The 15455-nt window shown below is 61.2% G+C and carries 14 protein-coding genes; 6 read left to right on the forward strand and 8 right to left on the reverse strand.

Features of this window, described 5'->3' with window-relative positions; all coding sequences use genetic code 11:
• Positions 1–60: 60 nt before the first annotated feature.
• Positions 61–252 (forward strand): ketopantoate reductase family protein, encoded by a 192-nt coding sequence (locus tag AC1VS5_RS00625; protein ID WP_481217334.1) that lies wholly within the window; start codon positions 61–63, stop codon positions 250–252.
• Between the two features lie 416 nt (positions 253–668).
• On the opposite strand, the gene grcA3 is transcribed toward AC1VS5_RS00625, so the two are convergent.
• From grcA3 to AC1VS5_RS00640, 3 genes are all read right to left on the reverse strand, one after another.
• Positions 669–920, reverse strand: coding sequence for an autonomous glycyl radical cofactor GrcA3 (gene grcA3 / locus AC1VS5_RS00630; protein WP_019127598.1), 252 nt, complete (start codon positions 918–920; stop codon positions 669–671).
• Positions 921–1069: 149 nt separating this feature from the next.
• Complete coding sequence (pflB, locus tag AC1VS5_RS00635; protein ID WP_481217335.1) at positions 1070–3166, reverse strand: formate C-acetyltransferase; 2097 nt, start codon at positions 3164–3166, stop codon at positions 1070–1072.
• 273 nt (positions 3167–3439) lie between these two features.
• Positions 3440–3571, reverse strand: a complete 132-nt coding sequence (locus tag AC1VS5_RS00640) for a hypothetical protein (protein WP_276867573.1) — start codon at positions 3569–3571, stop codon at positions 3440–3442.
• A gap of 563 nt (positions 3572–4134) precedes the next feature.
• Here AC1VS5_RS00640 and AC1VS5_RS00645 point away from each other — a divergent pair.
• The 4 genes from AC1VS5_RS00645 to AC1VS5_RS00660 all read left to right on the forward strand — a co-directional run bounded on the left by AC1VS5_RS00645 (position 4135) and on the right by AC1VS5_RS00660 (position 8104).
• On the forward strand, positions 4135–5169 hold the full coding sequence (locus tag AC1VS5_RS00645; RefSeq protein WP_087186844.1) for an SPFH domain-containing protein: 1035 nt from the start codon (positions 4135–4137) through the stop codon (positions 5167–5169).
• Between the two features lie 150 nt (positions 5170–5319).
• On the forward strand, positions 5320–5508 hold the full coding sequence (locus AC1VS5_RS00650; protein WP_204666365.1) for a type II toxin-antitoxin system antitoxin: 189 nt from the start codon (positions 5320–5322) through the stop codon (positions 5506–5508).
• A 91-nt stretch (positions 5509–5599) separates the two neighbouring features.
• Positions 5600–6427 carry an ABC transporter ATP-binding protein gene (locus AC1VS5_RS00655; RefSeq protein ID WP_419058268.1) on the forward strand — a complete coding sequence of 276 codons (828 nt, stop codon included), beginning with the start codon at positions 5600–5602 and terminating at the stop codon, positions 6425–6427.
• A complete protein-coding gene (locus AC1VS5_RS00660) occupies positions 6428–8104 on the forward strand; it encodes a hypothetical protein (protein ID WP_481217336.1) in 1677 nt (558 codons plus the stop codon).
• Between the two features lie 1181 nt (positions 8105–9285).
• On the opposite strand, the gene AC1VS5_RS00665 is transcribed toward AC1VS5_RS00660, so the two are convergent.
• The 3 genes from AC1VS5_RS00665 to AC1VS5_RS00675 all read right to left on the reverse strand — a co-directional run bounded on the left by AC1VS5_RS00665 (position 9286) and on the right by AC1VS5_RS00675 (position 12714).
• A complete protein-coding gene (locus AC1VS5_RS00665) occupies positions 9286–11484 on the reverse strand; it encodes an FtsX-like permease family protein (RefSeq protein WP_481217337.1) in 2199 nt (732 codons plus the stop codon).
• Complete coding sequence (locus AC1VS5_RS00670; protein ID WP_481217338.1) at positions 11474–12295, reverse strand: ABC transporter ATP-binding protein; 822 nt, start codon at positions 12293–12295, stop codon at positions 11474–11476. The genes AC1VS5_RS00665 and AC1VS5_RS00670 overlap by 11 nt, the downstream gene beginning before the upstream one ends.
• A gap of 224 nt (positions 12296–12519) precedes the next feature.
• On the reverse strand, positions 12520–12714 hold the full coding sequence (locus tag AC1VS5_RS00675; RefSeq protein ID WP_481217339.1) for a hypothetical protein: 195 nt from the start codon (positions 12712–12714) through the stop codon (positions 12520–12522).
• 360 nt (positions 12715–13074) lie between these two features.
• On the opposite strand from AC1VS5_RS00675, the gene vsr reads away from it, so the two are divergent.
• Positions 13075–13950 carry a DNA mismatch endonuclease Vsr gene (gene vsr / locus AC1VS5_RS00680; protein ID WP_481217340.1) on the forward strand — a complete coding sequence of 292 codons (876 nt, stop codon included), beginning with the start codon at positions 13075–13077 and terminating at the stop codon, positions 13948–13950.
• Between the two features lie 8 nt (positions 13951–13958).
• On the opposite strand, the gene AC1VS5_RS00685 is transcribed toward vsr, so the two are convergent.
• Together AC1VS5_RS00685 and AC1VS5_RS00690 are read right to left on the reverse strand one after the other, a co-directional pair.
• A complete protein-coding gene (locus AC1VS5_RS00685; protein ID WP_481217341.1) occupies positions 13959–14663 on the reverse strand; it encodes a LytR/AlgR family response regulator transcription factor in 705 nt (234 codons plus the stop codon).
• Between the two features lie 124 nt (positions 14664–14787).
• The gene (locus AC1VS5_RS00690) at positions 14788–15438 is read right to left on the reverse strand and encodes an FHA domain-containing protein (protein ID WP_481217342.1); all 651 of its coding nucleotides are present in this window, start codon (positions 15436–15438) and stop codon (positions 14788–14790) included.
• Between the last annotated feature and the right edge of the window lie 17 nt (positions 15439–15455).

Raw genomic sequence — 15455 nt, forward strand, 5'->3', positions numbered from 1 at the left:
CATTCCCGAAAAAACAGTATGCTCAAATTCGCAAATCAGACGTTATCAAACACAGGCGACATGGTAGACCTCATCGCCTCGATTGACCCGGCAGGCATGCCCTCGATGGCGCAGGACCGTGTCGCGCACCGCCGAACCGAGGTCGAGGAATTCGCTGGGACCGTCATTCGCCTTGCCGAGCAGCACGGTATCCTCGTCCCGCAGAATCGATGGCTCTACGACCGCATTCGCGAGATCGAAGCAAACTGGTAGCCAGCGCAGCAGGGAAAAGCTAACCGCAGACACAAACCTATCAATCACGCATCGGGGAGCGAGTCGAACCCCCGCCGTGCCACAAAGGTCGTTTCTCAACGTATTGAGCGAAAATTGGCTAACTTTGTCGATTTTCTGCTCTCGGATGGTGGCCAACGTTCTTACAGAGGCCAAAACAGCTCATGTGTGGCTCGATTTTCTTTATAACAAGGCGTTTCGCACGGAAATGAGCCGGCCTGCGCATCATCAGAGAGCAGAAAATCGACAAAGTTATCCATTTTTGCTGTTCACACTCAAATATCTACGCCCCGCACGCAAAGGGCCGGCTGCGAGGCGCATCTCGCAGCCGGCCCTTAAGCTCAGCTTTGTTGGAATCGCAGGAGCGTTACCGCATTCTATCAGGCAGAACGCGTGAGTTACATCCCCTGGTGGAAGGTACGGGAGATGACCTCGTCCTGCTGCTCCTTGGTAAGGTTGTGGAAGTTCACCGCATAGCCAGACACGCGGATGGTGAGCTGCGGGTACTTCTCGGGATGCTGCTGCGCATCGAGCAGCGTGTCACGGTTGAACACGTTAACGTTCAGGTGATGGCCACCCTTCTCGGCATACGCGTCGATCATGTTAACGAGGTTGTCGGCCTGCGCCTGGGGGACGTCGGTGACGTTCATGTGCTTCTCCTTTTCGAAGGGGCGCGGCAACCCGTCGCGCCGCCACATTAGGAATCGTTACTAGTATAACGCCAAATTGCTTCTAGTACACTAGCAGTTGGCAATGGGACTGGAAATTTCCCGCCCCATTGCCAACGTTGCCGGCGTTGTTAGCACTCGGCGCAGTCCGGGTTCTCCACAGAAATCTCGGCCGTGGAAAAGTCGATGCTGTCCAGATCGATATCGCCGAAGAACACCTGGTCCTCCTTGCCGAGCGCGCCCGGGATGATGGAGAAGGTGTTGGAGATGCCGTCCTGGGCATCGCGGAACGGAAGCTTGGACACGGAGCTCAGGCTCGCGATGGCGCCGTGCGTATCGCGACGGTGCATGGGGTTCGCGCCCGGGGCGAACGGCACGCCCTTCTTGCGGCCGTCCGGCGTGGCACCCGTGTTCTTGCCATACACCACGTTGGAGGTAATGGTGAGCACCGAGGTCGTGGGCACGGAGTTGCGATAGGTGTCGTTCATGCGGATGTACTCCATGAACTGATGCACCACGTCGTGCGCGATCTTGTCCACGCGGTCGTCGTCGTTGCCGTACTTGGGGAACTCGCCCTCGACCTCGAAGTCCACGATCACACCCTGCTCGTCGCGAACGGGGTGAACCTTGGCGTACTTGATCGCGGAAAGCGAGTCGGCCACGACGGAAAGACCGGCGATGCCCGTGGCGAACCAGCGGTGCACGTGCTTGTCGTGCAGCGCCATCTGGATGCGCTCGTAGCAATACTTGTCATGCATGTAGTGGATGATGTTCAGCGCGTTCACGTACACGCCGGCGAGCCACTGCATCATGTCGTTGAACTTGCTCACAACGTCGTCGTAGTCGAGCGTGTCGCCCTCGACGGCGCGATACTTCGGGCCGATCTGCTTCTTGGAGATCTCGTCCACGCCGCCGTTGAGCGCGTAGAGCAGGCACTTGGCCAAGTTCGCGCGGGCGCCGAAGAACTGCATCTCCTTGCCGATGCGCATGGAGCTCACGCAGCAGGCGATGGCGTAGTCGTCGCCATGGTACACGCGCATGAGGTCGTCGTTCTCGTACTGGATGGAGCTCGAGGCGATGGAGGTCTTGGCGCAGAACTCCTTGAAGGCCTGCGGCAGGCTCTTCGACCAGAGCACGGTGAGGTTGGGCTCGGGGCTGGTGCCCATGTTCTCGAGCGTGTGGAGGTAACGGAACGCCGTCTTGGTGACGAGGGTGCGGCCGTCCACGCCCATGCCGCCGATGGACTCGGTGACCCACTGCGGGTCGCCGGAGAACAGGTTCTGGTACTCGGGAGTACGGGCAAACTTGACCATGCGGAGCTTCATGATGAAGTGATCCACGAACTCCTGGATCTGCTCCTCGGTGAAGGTGCCGCGGGCGTGGTCGCGCTCAGCATAGATGTCGATGAAGGTCGAGGTACGGCCCATGGACATGGCGGCGCCGTTCTGCTCCTTCACCGCAGCGAGGTACGCGAAGTACATCCACTGGATGGCCTCCTGCGTGTTCTTGGCCGGGCCGGAGATGTCGTAGCCGTAGAAATCGGCCATCATCTTGAGCTCGCCGAGGGCGCGAATCTGCTCCTGCAGCTCCTCGCGGTCGCGGATGTTCTCCTCGGTCATGACCTTGGGCGTGGAGGCCTTCTGGGCCTCCTTGTCCTTGATGAGGTAGTCCACGCCGTAGAGGGCAACGCGACGGTAGTCGCCGATGATGCGGCCGCGACCGTAGCCGTCGGGCAGGCCCGTGATGATGTGCGACGAACGGCAGGCGCGCATCTCGGGGGTGTAGACGTCAAAGACGCCCTGGTTGTGGGTCTTGCGACGGAAGGTGTAGTTCTCCACCACGTCGTCGTCGATCTTGTAGCCGTGCTGCTGGGCCGCCTGCATGGAGATGCGGATACCACCGTTGACGTGCAGCGCGCGCTTGAGCGGCTTATCGGTCTGCAGACCGACGATGGTCTCGCGCTCGGGGTGCTCGTTGTCGATGTAGCCGGCTGGGTGGCTCACGATGCCCGTGACCACCTTGGTGTCCATGTCGAGGCAGCCGCCCTTCTCGCGCTCCTTGGTAAGGAGGCCCATGACGTAGTCCCAGAGGTCCTTGGTGCGCTGGGTGGGACCAGCGAGGAACGACTCATCGCCTTCATAGGGGGTGTAGTTGCGCTGGATAAAGTCGCGGACGTCAACCTCGTCGGTCCAGGTGCCGCCCTCGAAGCCTTCCCATGCTTCCTGCATCGTGTAACCACGCTCCTTGTTCGCGCCGGCAGACGCCGGCTTGCTTACTCGGGACCCGGCGCACACGACGGAGCAACCGTGCACACCGACTGTGGTACGGGCCGGTGCAATTTGACGCTCGCGCCGCATTTTTGACCGTTTACCGAGAACTTATCTGTTTTGAAGAATACCATAGGCACCTGCTGTTAAGGGCAGCGATTTGGGATGAGATAGACCCGTTCGCAAGGTTTTTTGCGAACGGGTGATGCACGGCCGCGCGTCGGGTCCCGCGTGCTACAAATCACCAAAGAGCGCGTTGAGGTCGAAGGTGCTTTCTTCCTCGACACGGTGCCATGCCTCAGCCGGCCAGAGCTCGAGGGCCTCCCCATTGCCGACCACCGCAAACGCCTGCTCGCCTGCCCTCAACAACGATCCTCAATAACACACTTACATGCCGTTTTGCGCAATAAGAAGGTGAATTAAGCCCCTTATTGCGTAATTCGGCATGTAAGTTGCCCGCACTGGCCGCAGACCGGCATGCAAGTTGCCCCCATAAGACCTCTTCCAGTAATTCACCACCCACCGCAGACCGTCTCCGCACACCGCCGCTCGCCAATCGGTGAACGGTAGTTGACTTGGTTTCAATGTGATATCACAATGGCATCACCACGAAGGTCGACAGGAAGCACGGAATGCCTGTCGGCGAAGCGGCACGAGGCTGTGAGCTGCGAAGTGTCTGCCAGCTGTGCAACGCAGGCGCAAAGCGGCGAGGCGGCAATCACCCGCAGCAAAGCGGCGCGAGCGCAAAGCGGCGGGACGCGAAACGCCCACCGGCACAGCGAACGCACCGGCAGAGCAACGCGAGCACGCAGCACTCGACCGCTCGGCGCCCTTCGGCGCCCGTGGCCAGGGAGTCGCCCCCCCCCGAGGAATATCAGGGGCAACGCTTCGCCGTCACGCCGGCGGGGCGCTTCGCGAAAGGAACATCCATGAGCGTGGAAAAGAAGATCAAGGCCGCATCTGGCTGGGGCATGCTTGGCGTCATTCTCATCGCCTTCATCGCCATCGTCGCCGTGTTCGTCCTGAGCATCATCGGGCTCGTGAACGCCGACGAGGCCGGTGTGGCGGCAAGCCCTCTCTCGGGCTGGGGCCTGGGGCTCAGCATCACCGCCTTCTGCCTGATCTGGATTCCCGTATCCGGCTTCTTCACCCTGCAGCCCGGGCAGGCGCGCGTGTGCATCCTCTTCGGCGACTACAAGGGCACCGTGCGTGACGAGGGCTTCCGCTGGGCGAACCCGTTCTACAGCCGCAGCATGGGCTCCAACTCTGCCACCGAAGATGCCGTAGCGAGCGCCGTGGGCAAAAGCGGGCTCTCGCTGAGCAAGAGCATCGAGACGGCGGCCAAAGCAGCGAGCGGCCTTTCCACCAAGGTTTCGGTGCGCGCACGCACGCTCAACGGCGACATCCTGAAGGTCAACGACAAGATGGGCAACCCCATCGAAATCGCCAACGTGGTCGTTTGGCACGTGGCCGATACCGCCAAGGCCCTCTTCGACGTGGACAACTACGAGCAGTTCGTGGCAACGCAGGCCGAAACGGCGCTCCGTCACGTAGCGAGCATCTATGCCTACGACCACGCCGAGGACAGCTCGGACTCCATGGATTCCATCACGCTGCGCAGCAATATCGAGGAGGTCTCGACCGCCCTCAAGCACGAGCTCACGCAGCGCCTGGCGCCCGCCGGCGTCGCCATCGATGACGCGCGCCTGACGCACCTCGCCTACGCGCCCGAAATCGCCCAGGCGATGCTCCGCCGCCAGCAGGCTGAAGCCGTCATCGCCGCACGTAAGAAAATCGTTGAGGGCGCTGTCACCATGGTCGAAATGGCTGTGGACGAGCTCGGCCAGCACGGTAAGATCGAGCTCGACGAGGAGCGCAAGGCGCAGATGGCATCGAATCTCATGGTGGTGCTCTGCGGCGAATCCGAAGCGCACCCCATCGTGAACGCAGGATCTCTCTACTAGCCTTCAGGGTCGAATAACGATGGGCCGGGGGAAGCAGTCTCGTAAAGCAGCCTCCGGCCCAGCCTTCCAAGGCAAACAGCATCCGGCCCGCTCTTCCAAGATTGACCGCCACTCGACTCCATTGTTAACTCTCAGCAGCAGGTGACCGCCATGGCGCGCAAACAATATCCCCTTCGCATCGACCCCGCCATATGGGAGGCGGTCCAGCGCTGGGCCGACGATGAGATGCGGAGCGCCAACGGGCAGGTCGAGTGGATCTTGCGCGACGCACTCAAGCGCGCCGGCCGCCTGCCTAAAAAGGGTGCCGCCGATACCCCGAAGCCACCGAAAGCACAATGAGACAGTTGTGCCGGGTTAAACTGTCTCATACATAGCAACAGAGAGACAGTTGTACCCGGCACAACTGTCTCACCCCCATCAAGGAGATACCATGAACGCGCAAAGCGCCCCCGAGGTGCCCATTCTCGCTATCGATCACTACCAGAAGCGCTACGGAGACACCGTAGCCGTGCGCGATCTTTCACTCGAAGTAGAGCCGGGTGACATCTACGGCTTCATCGGCCATAACGGCGCTGGCAAGACCACCCTCATCCGCTCGATCGTGGGCGTGCAGGGCATCGACGGGGGCAGCATCCGCGTGTGCGGCATCGACGTTGCGCGCGACCCCGTAGCCGCAAAGCGCCTCATCGCCTATGTTCCCGACAATCCCGACGTCTACGAATTCATGACGGGAATCCAGTACCTCACCTACCTTGCCGACATCTTCCAGGTGCCTGCCGATGTACGCACCGAGCGCATCACCGAGCTTGCCGAGCGCCTTGAGCTCATGGGTGCCCTTGGCGATGCGGTGGGAAGCTATTCTCACGGCATGCGTCAAAAGCTCGTGCTCATCGGCGCGCTCCTGCACGAACCCCGGCTCCTCGTGCTCGATGAGCCCTTCGTAGGCCTCGATCCTGTTGCCTCTCACGAGCTCAAGCTCATACTCGGCGAGCTCGCTTCCCGCGGCAGCGCGGTCTTTTTCTCGTCGCACGTACTCGAGGTAGTTGAGAAGCTTTGCAACAAGGTGGCCATCATCCGTGGCGGCGAGCTGCTCGCCGCCGGGCCCACCGAGCAGGTGCGCGGCGACGAATCGCTCGAGGCGGTATTCCTCGACCTTGTAGAAGATCCTGAGCATCCGAGCAACACCGGACAGGCTGCCCAGCCAACAACCGGCAACGCTCGCCCTAATGGGCGCAGCCACCTCAAGGGGATGAAGTAGATGAACGGTTTCGCGCTGCTCTGCCGCGTGCAAGTCCTCGCACTCGTCAATTCCCTCGCACCCGAGCGCCAGGGATCGAAGAGGCGGTCGCGCACCACACGCCTCGCCCTGGCCGGCGTGGTGGCAATCGCGCTCGGTGCCTTGATGGCGGCATATGTCGCGCTCATGGGCATGGGGCTCGTCGCCATGGGCCTCACCGAGGTCATCCCGGCATTCGCCCTTGTTGTCGGTTCGCTCGCAGGCATTGTGTTCGCCTTCATGAAGGCGCGCGGCACGCTCTTTGGACTCGCCGACTGGGACCATGTGATGTCGCTACCCATATCGAGGCGCGCGGTTGTTGCCTCGCGCTTGGGAACGGTCTTTCTTGCCGCCATCGTGTTGAGTGCCGTGTTTATGACACCGCTTTTCGTCGTCCACTTCCTCAATACTCCCGCAGACCCCGCCTCGATCGCCTTCGCCGTCCTGAGCATCCCGCTCGCGCCGCTCGCGCCGGTAAGCGTCTCCGTGTTCGCCGCGTTCGGTGTTACGGTCCTCACGGTCCGGTTCCGCCATGCGAATATCGCCTACATCGTGCTCGCGCTCGCGTTCTTCACCCTAATCTTCGTTGGCGCCTATGCGCTCTCTTTTAGCGCGGGCACCGCCAGCGACCCCGCTGCTAAGCTGGCTGCTTTCGGCAGCGTTGCGTCTGCCATGGGCGCGGGCCTCACCGCCCTGTACCCGCCGGCCGCCTGGGCATGCGAGGGCATCATTTCGGGCAGTGCGCTGCCGTTCGTTGTCTTTGCGGCGTTCTCGCTTGGCGTTGCACTTGCATGCCTGGAAATCATGCAGCGCCTCTACCTTCCTATCAACGGCCTGTTGGCGAGCAAGGGAGGCGCTCGGGATCGCTATACCGCGGAGCGTCTGCGCGAGCGCCGCAGCGGGGCATCGCCGTTCCGCGCCATGATGAACAAAGAGTTCCGAACGCTCATCGGCATCCCCTCCTATGCGTTCAACTGCCTGTTCGGCTACATCCTCATGGTCGTCGTCGCCGTCGCGCTTTCGGCCATGGGCATGCGCGAGCTCCTGACCTCAGGGGTAGTGGACGGCGTCGAAATCACCGATGAAGCCGTGCGCGCATACGCCAGCCGCCTTGTGGTGCTCATCCCCTGGGTGTACGTGTTCTGCACCTGCATGTGCCCCAGCGCCGCGTGCTCGATCTCGCTCGAAGGACGTTCGGCGTGGCTCATGTCAACTGTGCCCGTGCCCCCGCGCACAGTTCTGGGCGCGAAGCTTGCCGCCAACGCCCTGCCAGCTGCAATCACCTTGGCAATCAGTGCGATCGTGTTGGTCGTCTCGGGAGAGGCGGGCGCGCTACAGGGTCTCGAGATCGTCGTGTTGGGATTTGGAGTGTTCTACCTGCTCATCACGATCGCCCTGTCCGTCGACGCCGCATCGCCCAATTTTGCCTGGAACACCCCGAACGAAGTCGTGAAGCGCAGCATGCCCATCATGGTTACTGTGTTTGGCGGCATGGCCGCCGCTTTCGGCGGGGGCTTTGCATGCTGGATGCTCATGGATACCCTTGGAGCTGCGGCGGCGGGCGATGCGCTCAACCTCGGGCTGGGCGTCGCCTGCGCCGCAGCGGGGCATCTCGTCTTTAGGAGGCTCTGCCACCGGACGGTTCTCTTTACGCGGTAGGCCAAACGTACCTGTAGGAAAACCGTACCTGGGAGCTAACCGTCCCTGTAGAAATAGCGCAGGGCGCGGGATTAAGCAAAGATTAGGTTTATTGTCCGCGCCGGGTGGTACAAACCAAATGGCATTCGATACACGACCGTCGGGCGTCCAACATGCCATAGCAAAACAGACGGCCCGGCAACGCTGAACAGGAGCATATCGCATGCATCGCAAGCATTTATCCTCCCGCACGGGGACCAAGCGCCAAGCAGGCCCCCTTCCCGCCGCCAAAGCCGCCGCGCCGGACACCACCGGGGCAACCAGGCAAGCAGGGCGTGCGAGCGGAAGCGTCATCCGCATGCGCACACCGCGCAGCCGCTCCGAGGACCAGCGCGCAAATCTGCGCCGTTCTTACGAAGCGCTCCTGCGCAAGCTGCGGGCGGGCGATGGCGCGAGCAACACTCACCAGTCTTGGCCCGTACGCCCCTATGCGGCGTCGGTGTAAGCTGAAATCGCTCCTGCGGCACATGGGTCTGCAGGGTTCCCCCTGATTTCAAACCCTTTCATGCAAAGTGGGCGGGGCTGCAGTTGCAGCTCCGCCCACTTTGTTGCTCTTATCCTCCAAACAGAAGTTCAATCTATGCACAGAACGCGCGGGAAGCGCCCGAAATCCGAGGTTCGGAAGACCCCTCGGGGGGCCCCGCCTGAAAGCTTTTTCAACTTTTGGGCAGTCTATCCAACGAATCCGAAGTAGAGACTACCTCGGCGCGAACAAATTGCCTGGTCAGCGACGAGCGCCGTAATCGTATACTTCGTACATCGTCATTGAAGTGCCCAAAAGTTGAAACCGAGCCGCCGGGCAGGCCAAAAACGGGCCCCAGGCGGGCCGAAACGAAGCGGAGGGCACGCACAACGAAGCACGCACCCTCCGCTCCAACATCAAAGCCTGCAGAATCCTCGGCTGGAGCGCAGACCCTAGTCGTCGCGCCTTTGCGAGTGGCCGGAAACCAGCCACATGGCAACCCCAGCTACCACCCATCCTGCAATAGGCAGCCAAACGCTCGTTACGCTTTGCATAACAGCATCGATAATCATCATCCGGCCCTCCTCTCAACTATAGATACGGGGGCCAAGCTAATTCCCGCCTGGCCCGTCGAAAGCCCTCACATAGCCCGGGCGCGGGAAGCCATCCGGACGACGCGCTACAAACTATGCCGCGCCCTGATCGCATCCCTCACGATGCCCTTGCTCATGAGGTAGGTCACGTAGAAGTACCCGCCATATGCCACCAAGAAGATGAACGCCGTGAGGCCGACCGCGCCGCCGATGGTGAAGCCGCCGAACAGCTGCACGAGCTTGACGATCACGCTCAGCGCCACGCACGAGTGCGCAACCCCGATGAAGAGCGGGAACACGAAGAAAATCGCCTGCTGCACGAGCGTCGAATGCATGATCTGGCGCGTCGGCGCACCCAGCTCGGCAAGTATCCGATAGTTGGGGCTCGCATCGGCCACGCCCGAGAGCTGCTGGATGGTCAGAATCGCAGCGCACGCCAGCACCAGCACGAAGCCGATGTAGATAGCCAGGTAGGAGATCAGGCCGTTCATAGAGTCCACGCTCTCGTAGCTCTCGGTGCGCGTTGCCTCGGACCCCCATCCCGCCACGATTTCGCCCGCATCGTTGGTGATGGGAGCATACGTGCGGTGCTCGCGAATGAAGGCGTCGCCTTCCTCGGTAGTGATGTCGTCGGCATAGTCGACCATGAGATAGCCCATGTACAGCGGGAGGTCCGCTTCATCCACATACGCGTCGGGCACCACGACCGTACCGGTGTTCATGCCGAACATGGCGTTCTGGAATGCGCTCGCGTTTTCGTTCACGCGGTCGCTCATCGGACGCAGCGCATGGCCGTTGAAATCGATCTCCACACCCTGCGAGAGAGCCGCGTTGTAGATGTCGTTGAGTGTAGCCCCCATGTCCGAGATGATCGTGTAGCCATCTGAACCCAAATCAATCTCGTCCATGCCGCGATAGCGCAGGTAAGCGTTGTACTCGCTCTCGCGAACCACACCAAGCCCGAGTTCTGCCGTGCCCGTCGCGTCCACACCCGACGGCATGCTCATGCCCGTTTCCTCGCAAAGCTGGTTCAGCGTCACAATCGGTGCGTCGGCGCTGCGCGGGGTCGAATCATAGACGTTCACCTGCACGCTTCCGCCAGCAATCTGCGACAAGTCGAAGGGGCGTGCATCCGCCGCTCCTTCATTCACCGTATCGCTCTTGCTCGCCTCGATCATATCGATGGGCTCAGAAGCCACGGCGTAGCGCGTAAATTCTCCGTTCGCCTCGGCGTAGGCGTTCTCCTCGGCAACCGCCTGCGGACCGAAATAGACGAGCACGCGCGTGTAATCGAACGGCGTGCCGCGCTCCACGCTCTCGTTCATCACGCTTGCAAGCGACATGCCAGCGGTCACCGCCGTAATGGCGAGGAAGAGAATCATAGCGATCATGGCCATCGAAAAGCTCACGGTGTTCACTTTGGCGGCAAGCTGCCGCATCGTGACCATATTGAGGCCGCGCCAGTACATGCCGCGAGCACCCTGAAGCGCCTTGAGCAAGAATCCCGAAAGGCCAAAGAAGAAGAGGATGGTGCCGATCACGACCATGATGGTCATCCAAAGGAAGTTCGTCATGTTTCCAGCGCCGCCATCGTACGGCAGGCCGTCGCGCAGCAATCGTGCGTACGAGATGCCTATGAGCACCGCGCCCACAACGAAGACCACCGCCGAGATCCAAGGATTGCGCACCTTGATGTTCTCGTTGCGCCGACTTGCGCTCATGAGGTCGATGATCTTGGTGCGCGCCACCACGCGAAGGTTGAAGACGAGCGTCACCAAGAAGATCGCAACGAGGCAACCAACCGTGAGCATGAACGACCCGAAGGAAAAGAAGAAGTGGAAGTCGGCTATCTGCGTCTTGAAGAGCGAGGCCGTGAAGAAGACCATGAGCTGCGAGAGCCCAACGCCCAAGATAATTCCCAGCACGAGCGAGACAAGTGAGACGAAAAACGTCTCGAGCGCCATGATGCGCGCCACCTGCCCGCGACTCATGCCGAGCACCTGATAGAGGCCGAACTCCTTCTTACGACGCTTCATGATGAAGTTATTGGCATACACCATGAGAAAGCCCATGACAAAGCCGAGAAAGATGGTAAGACCGCTGATGAGGCCGCCGAGCGTCTCGCCCATTCCCGCGTTCTGCTTGGTTACGCCGGCGATATCGACCTGCAGAGAGATGGTGTTGAACGCGTAGAACACCGTCACGGCAAGCGTGAGCGTAAGCAGGTAGACCAGGTAATCCTTGCTCGCGCGGCGCACGTTGCCCAAGGCTATTTTACAGAGCATCGGATCCCTCACCGCCCATCATGGCCACAACCTCCATGATGCGGTCGAAGAACTCCTGGCGCGTGGACCCGCCGCGGCGAAGCTCGGTAAAGATGCGCCCGTCGCGGATGAAGAGCACGCGCTGCGTGTAGCTCGCGGCGAAGCTGTCGTGCGTGACCATGAGCACCGTCGCACGGTACGTGCGGTTCATGGTCTCGAAGCTCTCGAGTAGAAGCCGCGCATTCTTGGAATCAAGCGCGCCCGTGGGCTCGTCGGCCATGATGATGGCCGGGTTGGTAACCAGGGCGCGCGCCGCCGCAACGCGCTGCTGCTGGCCGCCCGAAAGCTGATAGGGGTACTTGTCCAGCGTCTCACGGATGCCAAGGCGCCCGGCGACCTCGGTCACGCGAGCGAGCGTCTCTTTGGCAGGCACGCGGCTGATAGTGAGCGGCAGGGCAATGTTCTCTCGCGCGGTAAGCGTATCGAGAAGATTGGAATCCTGGAAAATGAACCCCAGCTGCTCGCGGCGGAACTTGGTGAGTTGTTGGCTCTTGAGCCTCGTGACGTCTTCGCCGTTCACGATCACGCTGCCGCTCGTGACCTTATCGATGGTAGAGACGCAATTGAGCAACGTCGACTTGCCCGAGCCGGATGCACCCATGATGCCCACGAAGTCGCCCTGATTGACGGTAAAGGAGACATCGCGCAGCGCATGCGTCACGTTGCTGCGGCTACCATAGATCTTTTCAATATGCTGAACGTCGAGCACGAGGGCACCGGCGACTCCGGCGGCGCCCGCCGCATGGCGCGCTTGCTGGGTAAGTACAGGCATCTTCGTTCCTTTCAGTCATTCTTCCATTATGGGGCATTAGCAGCGGACCTTGCTCCCATGCTGGCGACGGTGCGCCGAGTCGTTGCAACACTGTCGCCAGCCAGGGGGGGAGATGCTCCACAAGACTCAACCGAGCTCCTCCGGCCACCTCCGCGTGAAACGCTGGCACCTGGTGCCTGCGAACCACATGTGAAACGCCAACACCCGGTGAGTGCGAACCGCTGTTAGCGGGAGACGTTCCACAGGAGCACGATCATGCCAATGGAGAGCGCCGCCATGACCACAAGCCATGCCACCATCTCAACCACCGACATGCCCGCCCTGACCACGGGGCTATGCACCTCATGCACAGGCTCGACATCATAGGGGCTCGCGTAGGCAAGCTTGCGATCAGTTGCGTTTACGTTCGTGGTTTTCATCGGGACCACCTCCTGATGCTATCCTCGCAGGATGGCCTTCGAGGTGCCATCGATTTGCCTTACAGGCGGATTGCAGTTTTGTAAGGTAGGGTGAAGGAAGGCTTAAGGCTGAGGTTGTACCTGGTTTCGAGGCGCGCGGGCCCCCGCTCCGCCGGCTTTTCTTAAACGCCTCGGCATCTCCCGCCGGCTTTCCGCACTCGCAGCCGCGGCGGTACGCTCCCGCCGGCTTTCCACGCTTGCAGCCGCGTCGGCTCGCCCCCTCCGGCTTCCCGCGCTCACAGTCGACATGGTAAATCGGCGAGGGCCGCCCAAGATGCGTACAATACGGTGAGAACCAAAGTCAAGCTGGGAGTACGTTGCATGAAAACAGTCCGTGTGGCAGCGGGAATCATCCACGAAAACGGCGACAGCAACCGCGTGCTCGCCGTTCGACGCGGCTACGGAGAGATGTCGGGCCTCTGGGAATTCCCCGGCGGCAAAGTAGAACGCGGGGAGACGGCCGAAGACGCATGCCGGCGCGAACTTGCCGAGGAGCTCAACATCCGCGTGACCGACCTCCGCGACATCTACACCGTCGAATACGACTACCCGGATTTTCATCTCTCGATGGAATGCTATTCGTGCCGCATCGAAGAGGGCGAACCCCAGAAGAGCGATCGCCAACTTGAAATACGCTGGATCGAGCGCCGCTCTCTCGCCACCCTCTCGTGGATGCCCGCAGATGTAGAGCTCGTCAATACGCTCTCGCGGACATCAAGCGACGAAGACCTTGCGGCCCTCGCCAAGCGCCGCCACGACAGCCGCCATTCCATGCAAGGAAACAAGCGGCAAAACACCAAACCCGAGCTGCTCGTGCGCCAGCGCCTGCGAGCCGCTGGCCTTACCGGCTATCGCCTTCAGTGGAAAAAGGCTCCAGGCAGGCCGGACATCGCGTTTCCCGGACGCAAAATCGCCATCTTTGTGAACGGATGCTTCTGGCACCGATGCCCGCACTGCAATCCTTCGATTCCAAAGCGCAATACCGAGTTCTGGGAGGCAAAGTTTCGCCGCAACATCGAGCGCGACGCCCGTGCGATCACCGAGCTGAAAGAACTCGGCTGGACGCCCATCACTATTTGGGAATGCGAACTCAAACGCGACAAAATTGACGAAACCATGGCCCGCGTCATCGCCGAGGTGCGTGAACACGAGCGGCCGGCGCGCGGAGCGGCTGCCCACACGAGCGAGCGCGCTTGAGCCTCCCGCTACACCAGACGGCCCACATACCGTACAAAGCATTCCTGGAGCGTTTTACGGCAGCGCTGGCTCACCGGCAGCACGTCGCCCGTCGTGAGCAGCGCGTCGCGCGCACGCAGTTGCGAGATGTAATCCATGTTGACGAGGAAACTCTTATGGCAGCGGATAAACTGGGGCGGCAACGCACGCTCTAGGTCGGACAGCTTGGCGTATGCAACGACCTCGCTTCCGTTCAGATGGATATGGGCGCGACGCCGCTCGCTCTCCACATACATGATGTCTTGAGGCACAAGCTGCACCAGCGAGCCTCTCGCCCGCACGAGAATGGGCTTGCGCTGCGAGCAGTTGAGGTTCTCAATAGCCCGCGCCAGTGCGGCGTTAAGGCTATCGGGTTCGACCGGTTTTGCCAAAAACCACGTATGCTCAGTTCGATAGGCCTGTGGCGCGTACTCAAGATGGTCCGAAACGTAGATAACCTGGACCGAGCCGCCCCTCGGCACGAGCGCATCGACCAGATCGATACCCGTAGGCCCTTCGCCAAGCCGAACGCCGATGAACAAGATATCGATGCCCGAAAGACCGCTCGAAGCCAAATCGCCGGGTGCCAAAAGCACGATATTGGCAACATCCTGAGCATATGAAAACATTTTGATCTGTTGAGCAAGCGCAGCTGCCTGGACCTGGTCATCGTCAACAATCGCCACAGTATACATAAGCTCCCTCATGGCACAGGCAGAGGGAGCGCAGCGCGTTGCTGCGCACGACCTGCCTCTTGAGAAGGGATGTCGCCCCCCTACTATTATAGGAAGTGCTTGCAGTGATTGACCGGAGATTGCCTTACAGCTCGACCAGAAAATCTTCGTCACCCAACGTCAAGCGATCGCCAGAGTGCAAGCGCACATACTCTCCCGGCTGCAACATGTTGCCGTTGATGCGCGTTCCGTTGGTTGAGGCCTTGTCTTCGATCGAGAATCCGTTGCCCAGGAAATTAATGAGCACATGTACGCGCGAGATGGCCGTGTTGCCGCTAATTCGCACGTTCGACGCCGAGCCCTTGCCCACCGCCGCCGGAAACTCCGTGATGCGATAGCGCGTGCCGTTGGAGCGTACCAAGGTGAGTTGGGGGCCATTCGACGAGCGTGGGCGATCAGGGACGATGCGGGGGAGCTCGGAAGACGAGGGGGCCGGACGCGAAGGCACAGGACGGGCTGCGGGAACGGCCGGGCGCGGCTGCGGCACGGGCCGAGCCTGCGGCTGGGCTGCCTGGGCCGGGCGCGGCTGCGGCACGGGCCGAGACTGCGGCTGGGCCTGGCGAGGCTGGGCCACCTGGGCCGGGCGCGGCTGCGGCACCGCCCCAGCATGAGGGGCCTGCTGACCCGGACGAGCGGCTACCTGCTGCGACGGCGACTGTTGCAGCAGGGGAGCTCCGCAGTTGGTGCAAAACGCATATCCTTCACGATTCAAGGCGCCGCAGTTGGTGCAATACATGACGTGCTCCCTTCGTT

The sequence above is a fragment of the Enorma sp. genome (assembly GCF_982429025.1).

Coding starts and splice junctions, on each gene's coding strand:
- AC1VS5_RS00670 (WP_481217338.1), bottom strand. CDS start 12,295: ATGCCTGTACTTACCCAGCAAGCGCGCCATGCGGCGGGCGCCGCCGGA.
- AC1VS5_RS00685 (WP_481217341.1), bottom strand. CDS start 14,663: ATGTATACTGTGGCGATTGTTGACGATGACCAGGTCCAGGCAGCTGCG.
- AC1VS5_RS00675 (WP_481217339.1), bottom strand. CDS start 12,714: ATGAAAACCACGAACGTAAACGCAACTGATCGCAAGCTTGCCTACGCG.
- AC1VS5_RS00665 (WP_481217337.1), bottom strand. CDS start 11,484: ATGCTCTGTAAAATAGCCTTGGGCAACGTGCGCCGCGCGAGCAAGGAT.
- AC1VS5_RS00655 (WP_419058268.1), top strand. CDS start 5,600: ATGAACGCGCAAAGCGCCCCCGAGGTGCCCATTCTCGCTATCGATCAC.
- AC1VS5_RS00660 (WP_481217336.1), top strand. CDS start 6,428: ATGAACGGTTTCGCGCTGCTCTGCCGCGTGCAAGTCCTCGCACTCGTC.
- grcA3 (WP_019127598.1), bottom strand. CDS start 920: ATGAACGTCACCGACGTCCCCCAGGCGCAGGCCGACAACCTCGTTAAC.
- AC1VS5_RS00650 (WP_204666365.1), top strand. CDS start 5,320: ATGGCGCGCAAACAATATCCCCTTCGCATCGACCCCGCCATATGGGAG.
- AC1VS5_RS00625 (WP_481217334.1), top strand. CDS start 61: ATGGTAGACCTCATCGCCTCGATTGACCCGGCAGGCATGCCCTCGATG.
- AC1VS5_RS00645 (WP_087186844.1), top strand. CDS start 4,135: ATGAGCGTGGAAAAGAAGATCAAGGCCGCATCTGGCTGGGGCATGCTT.
- vsr (WP_481217340.1), top strand. CDS start 13,075: ATGAAAACAGTCCGTGTGGCAGCGGGAATCATCCACGAAAACGGCGAC.
- pflB (WP_481217335.1), bottom strand. CDS start 3,166: ATGCAGGAAGCATGGGAAGGCTTCGAGGGCGGCACCTGGACCGACGAG.
- AC1VS5_RS00690 (WP_481217342.1), bottom strand. CDS start 15,438: ATGTATTGCACCAACTGCGGCGCCTTGAATCGTGAAGGATATGCGTTT.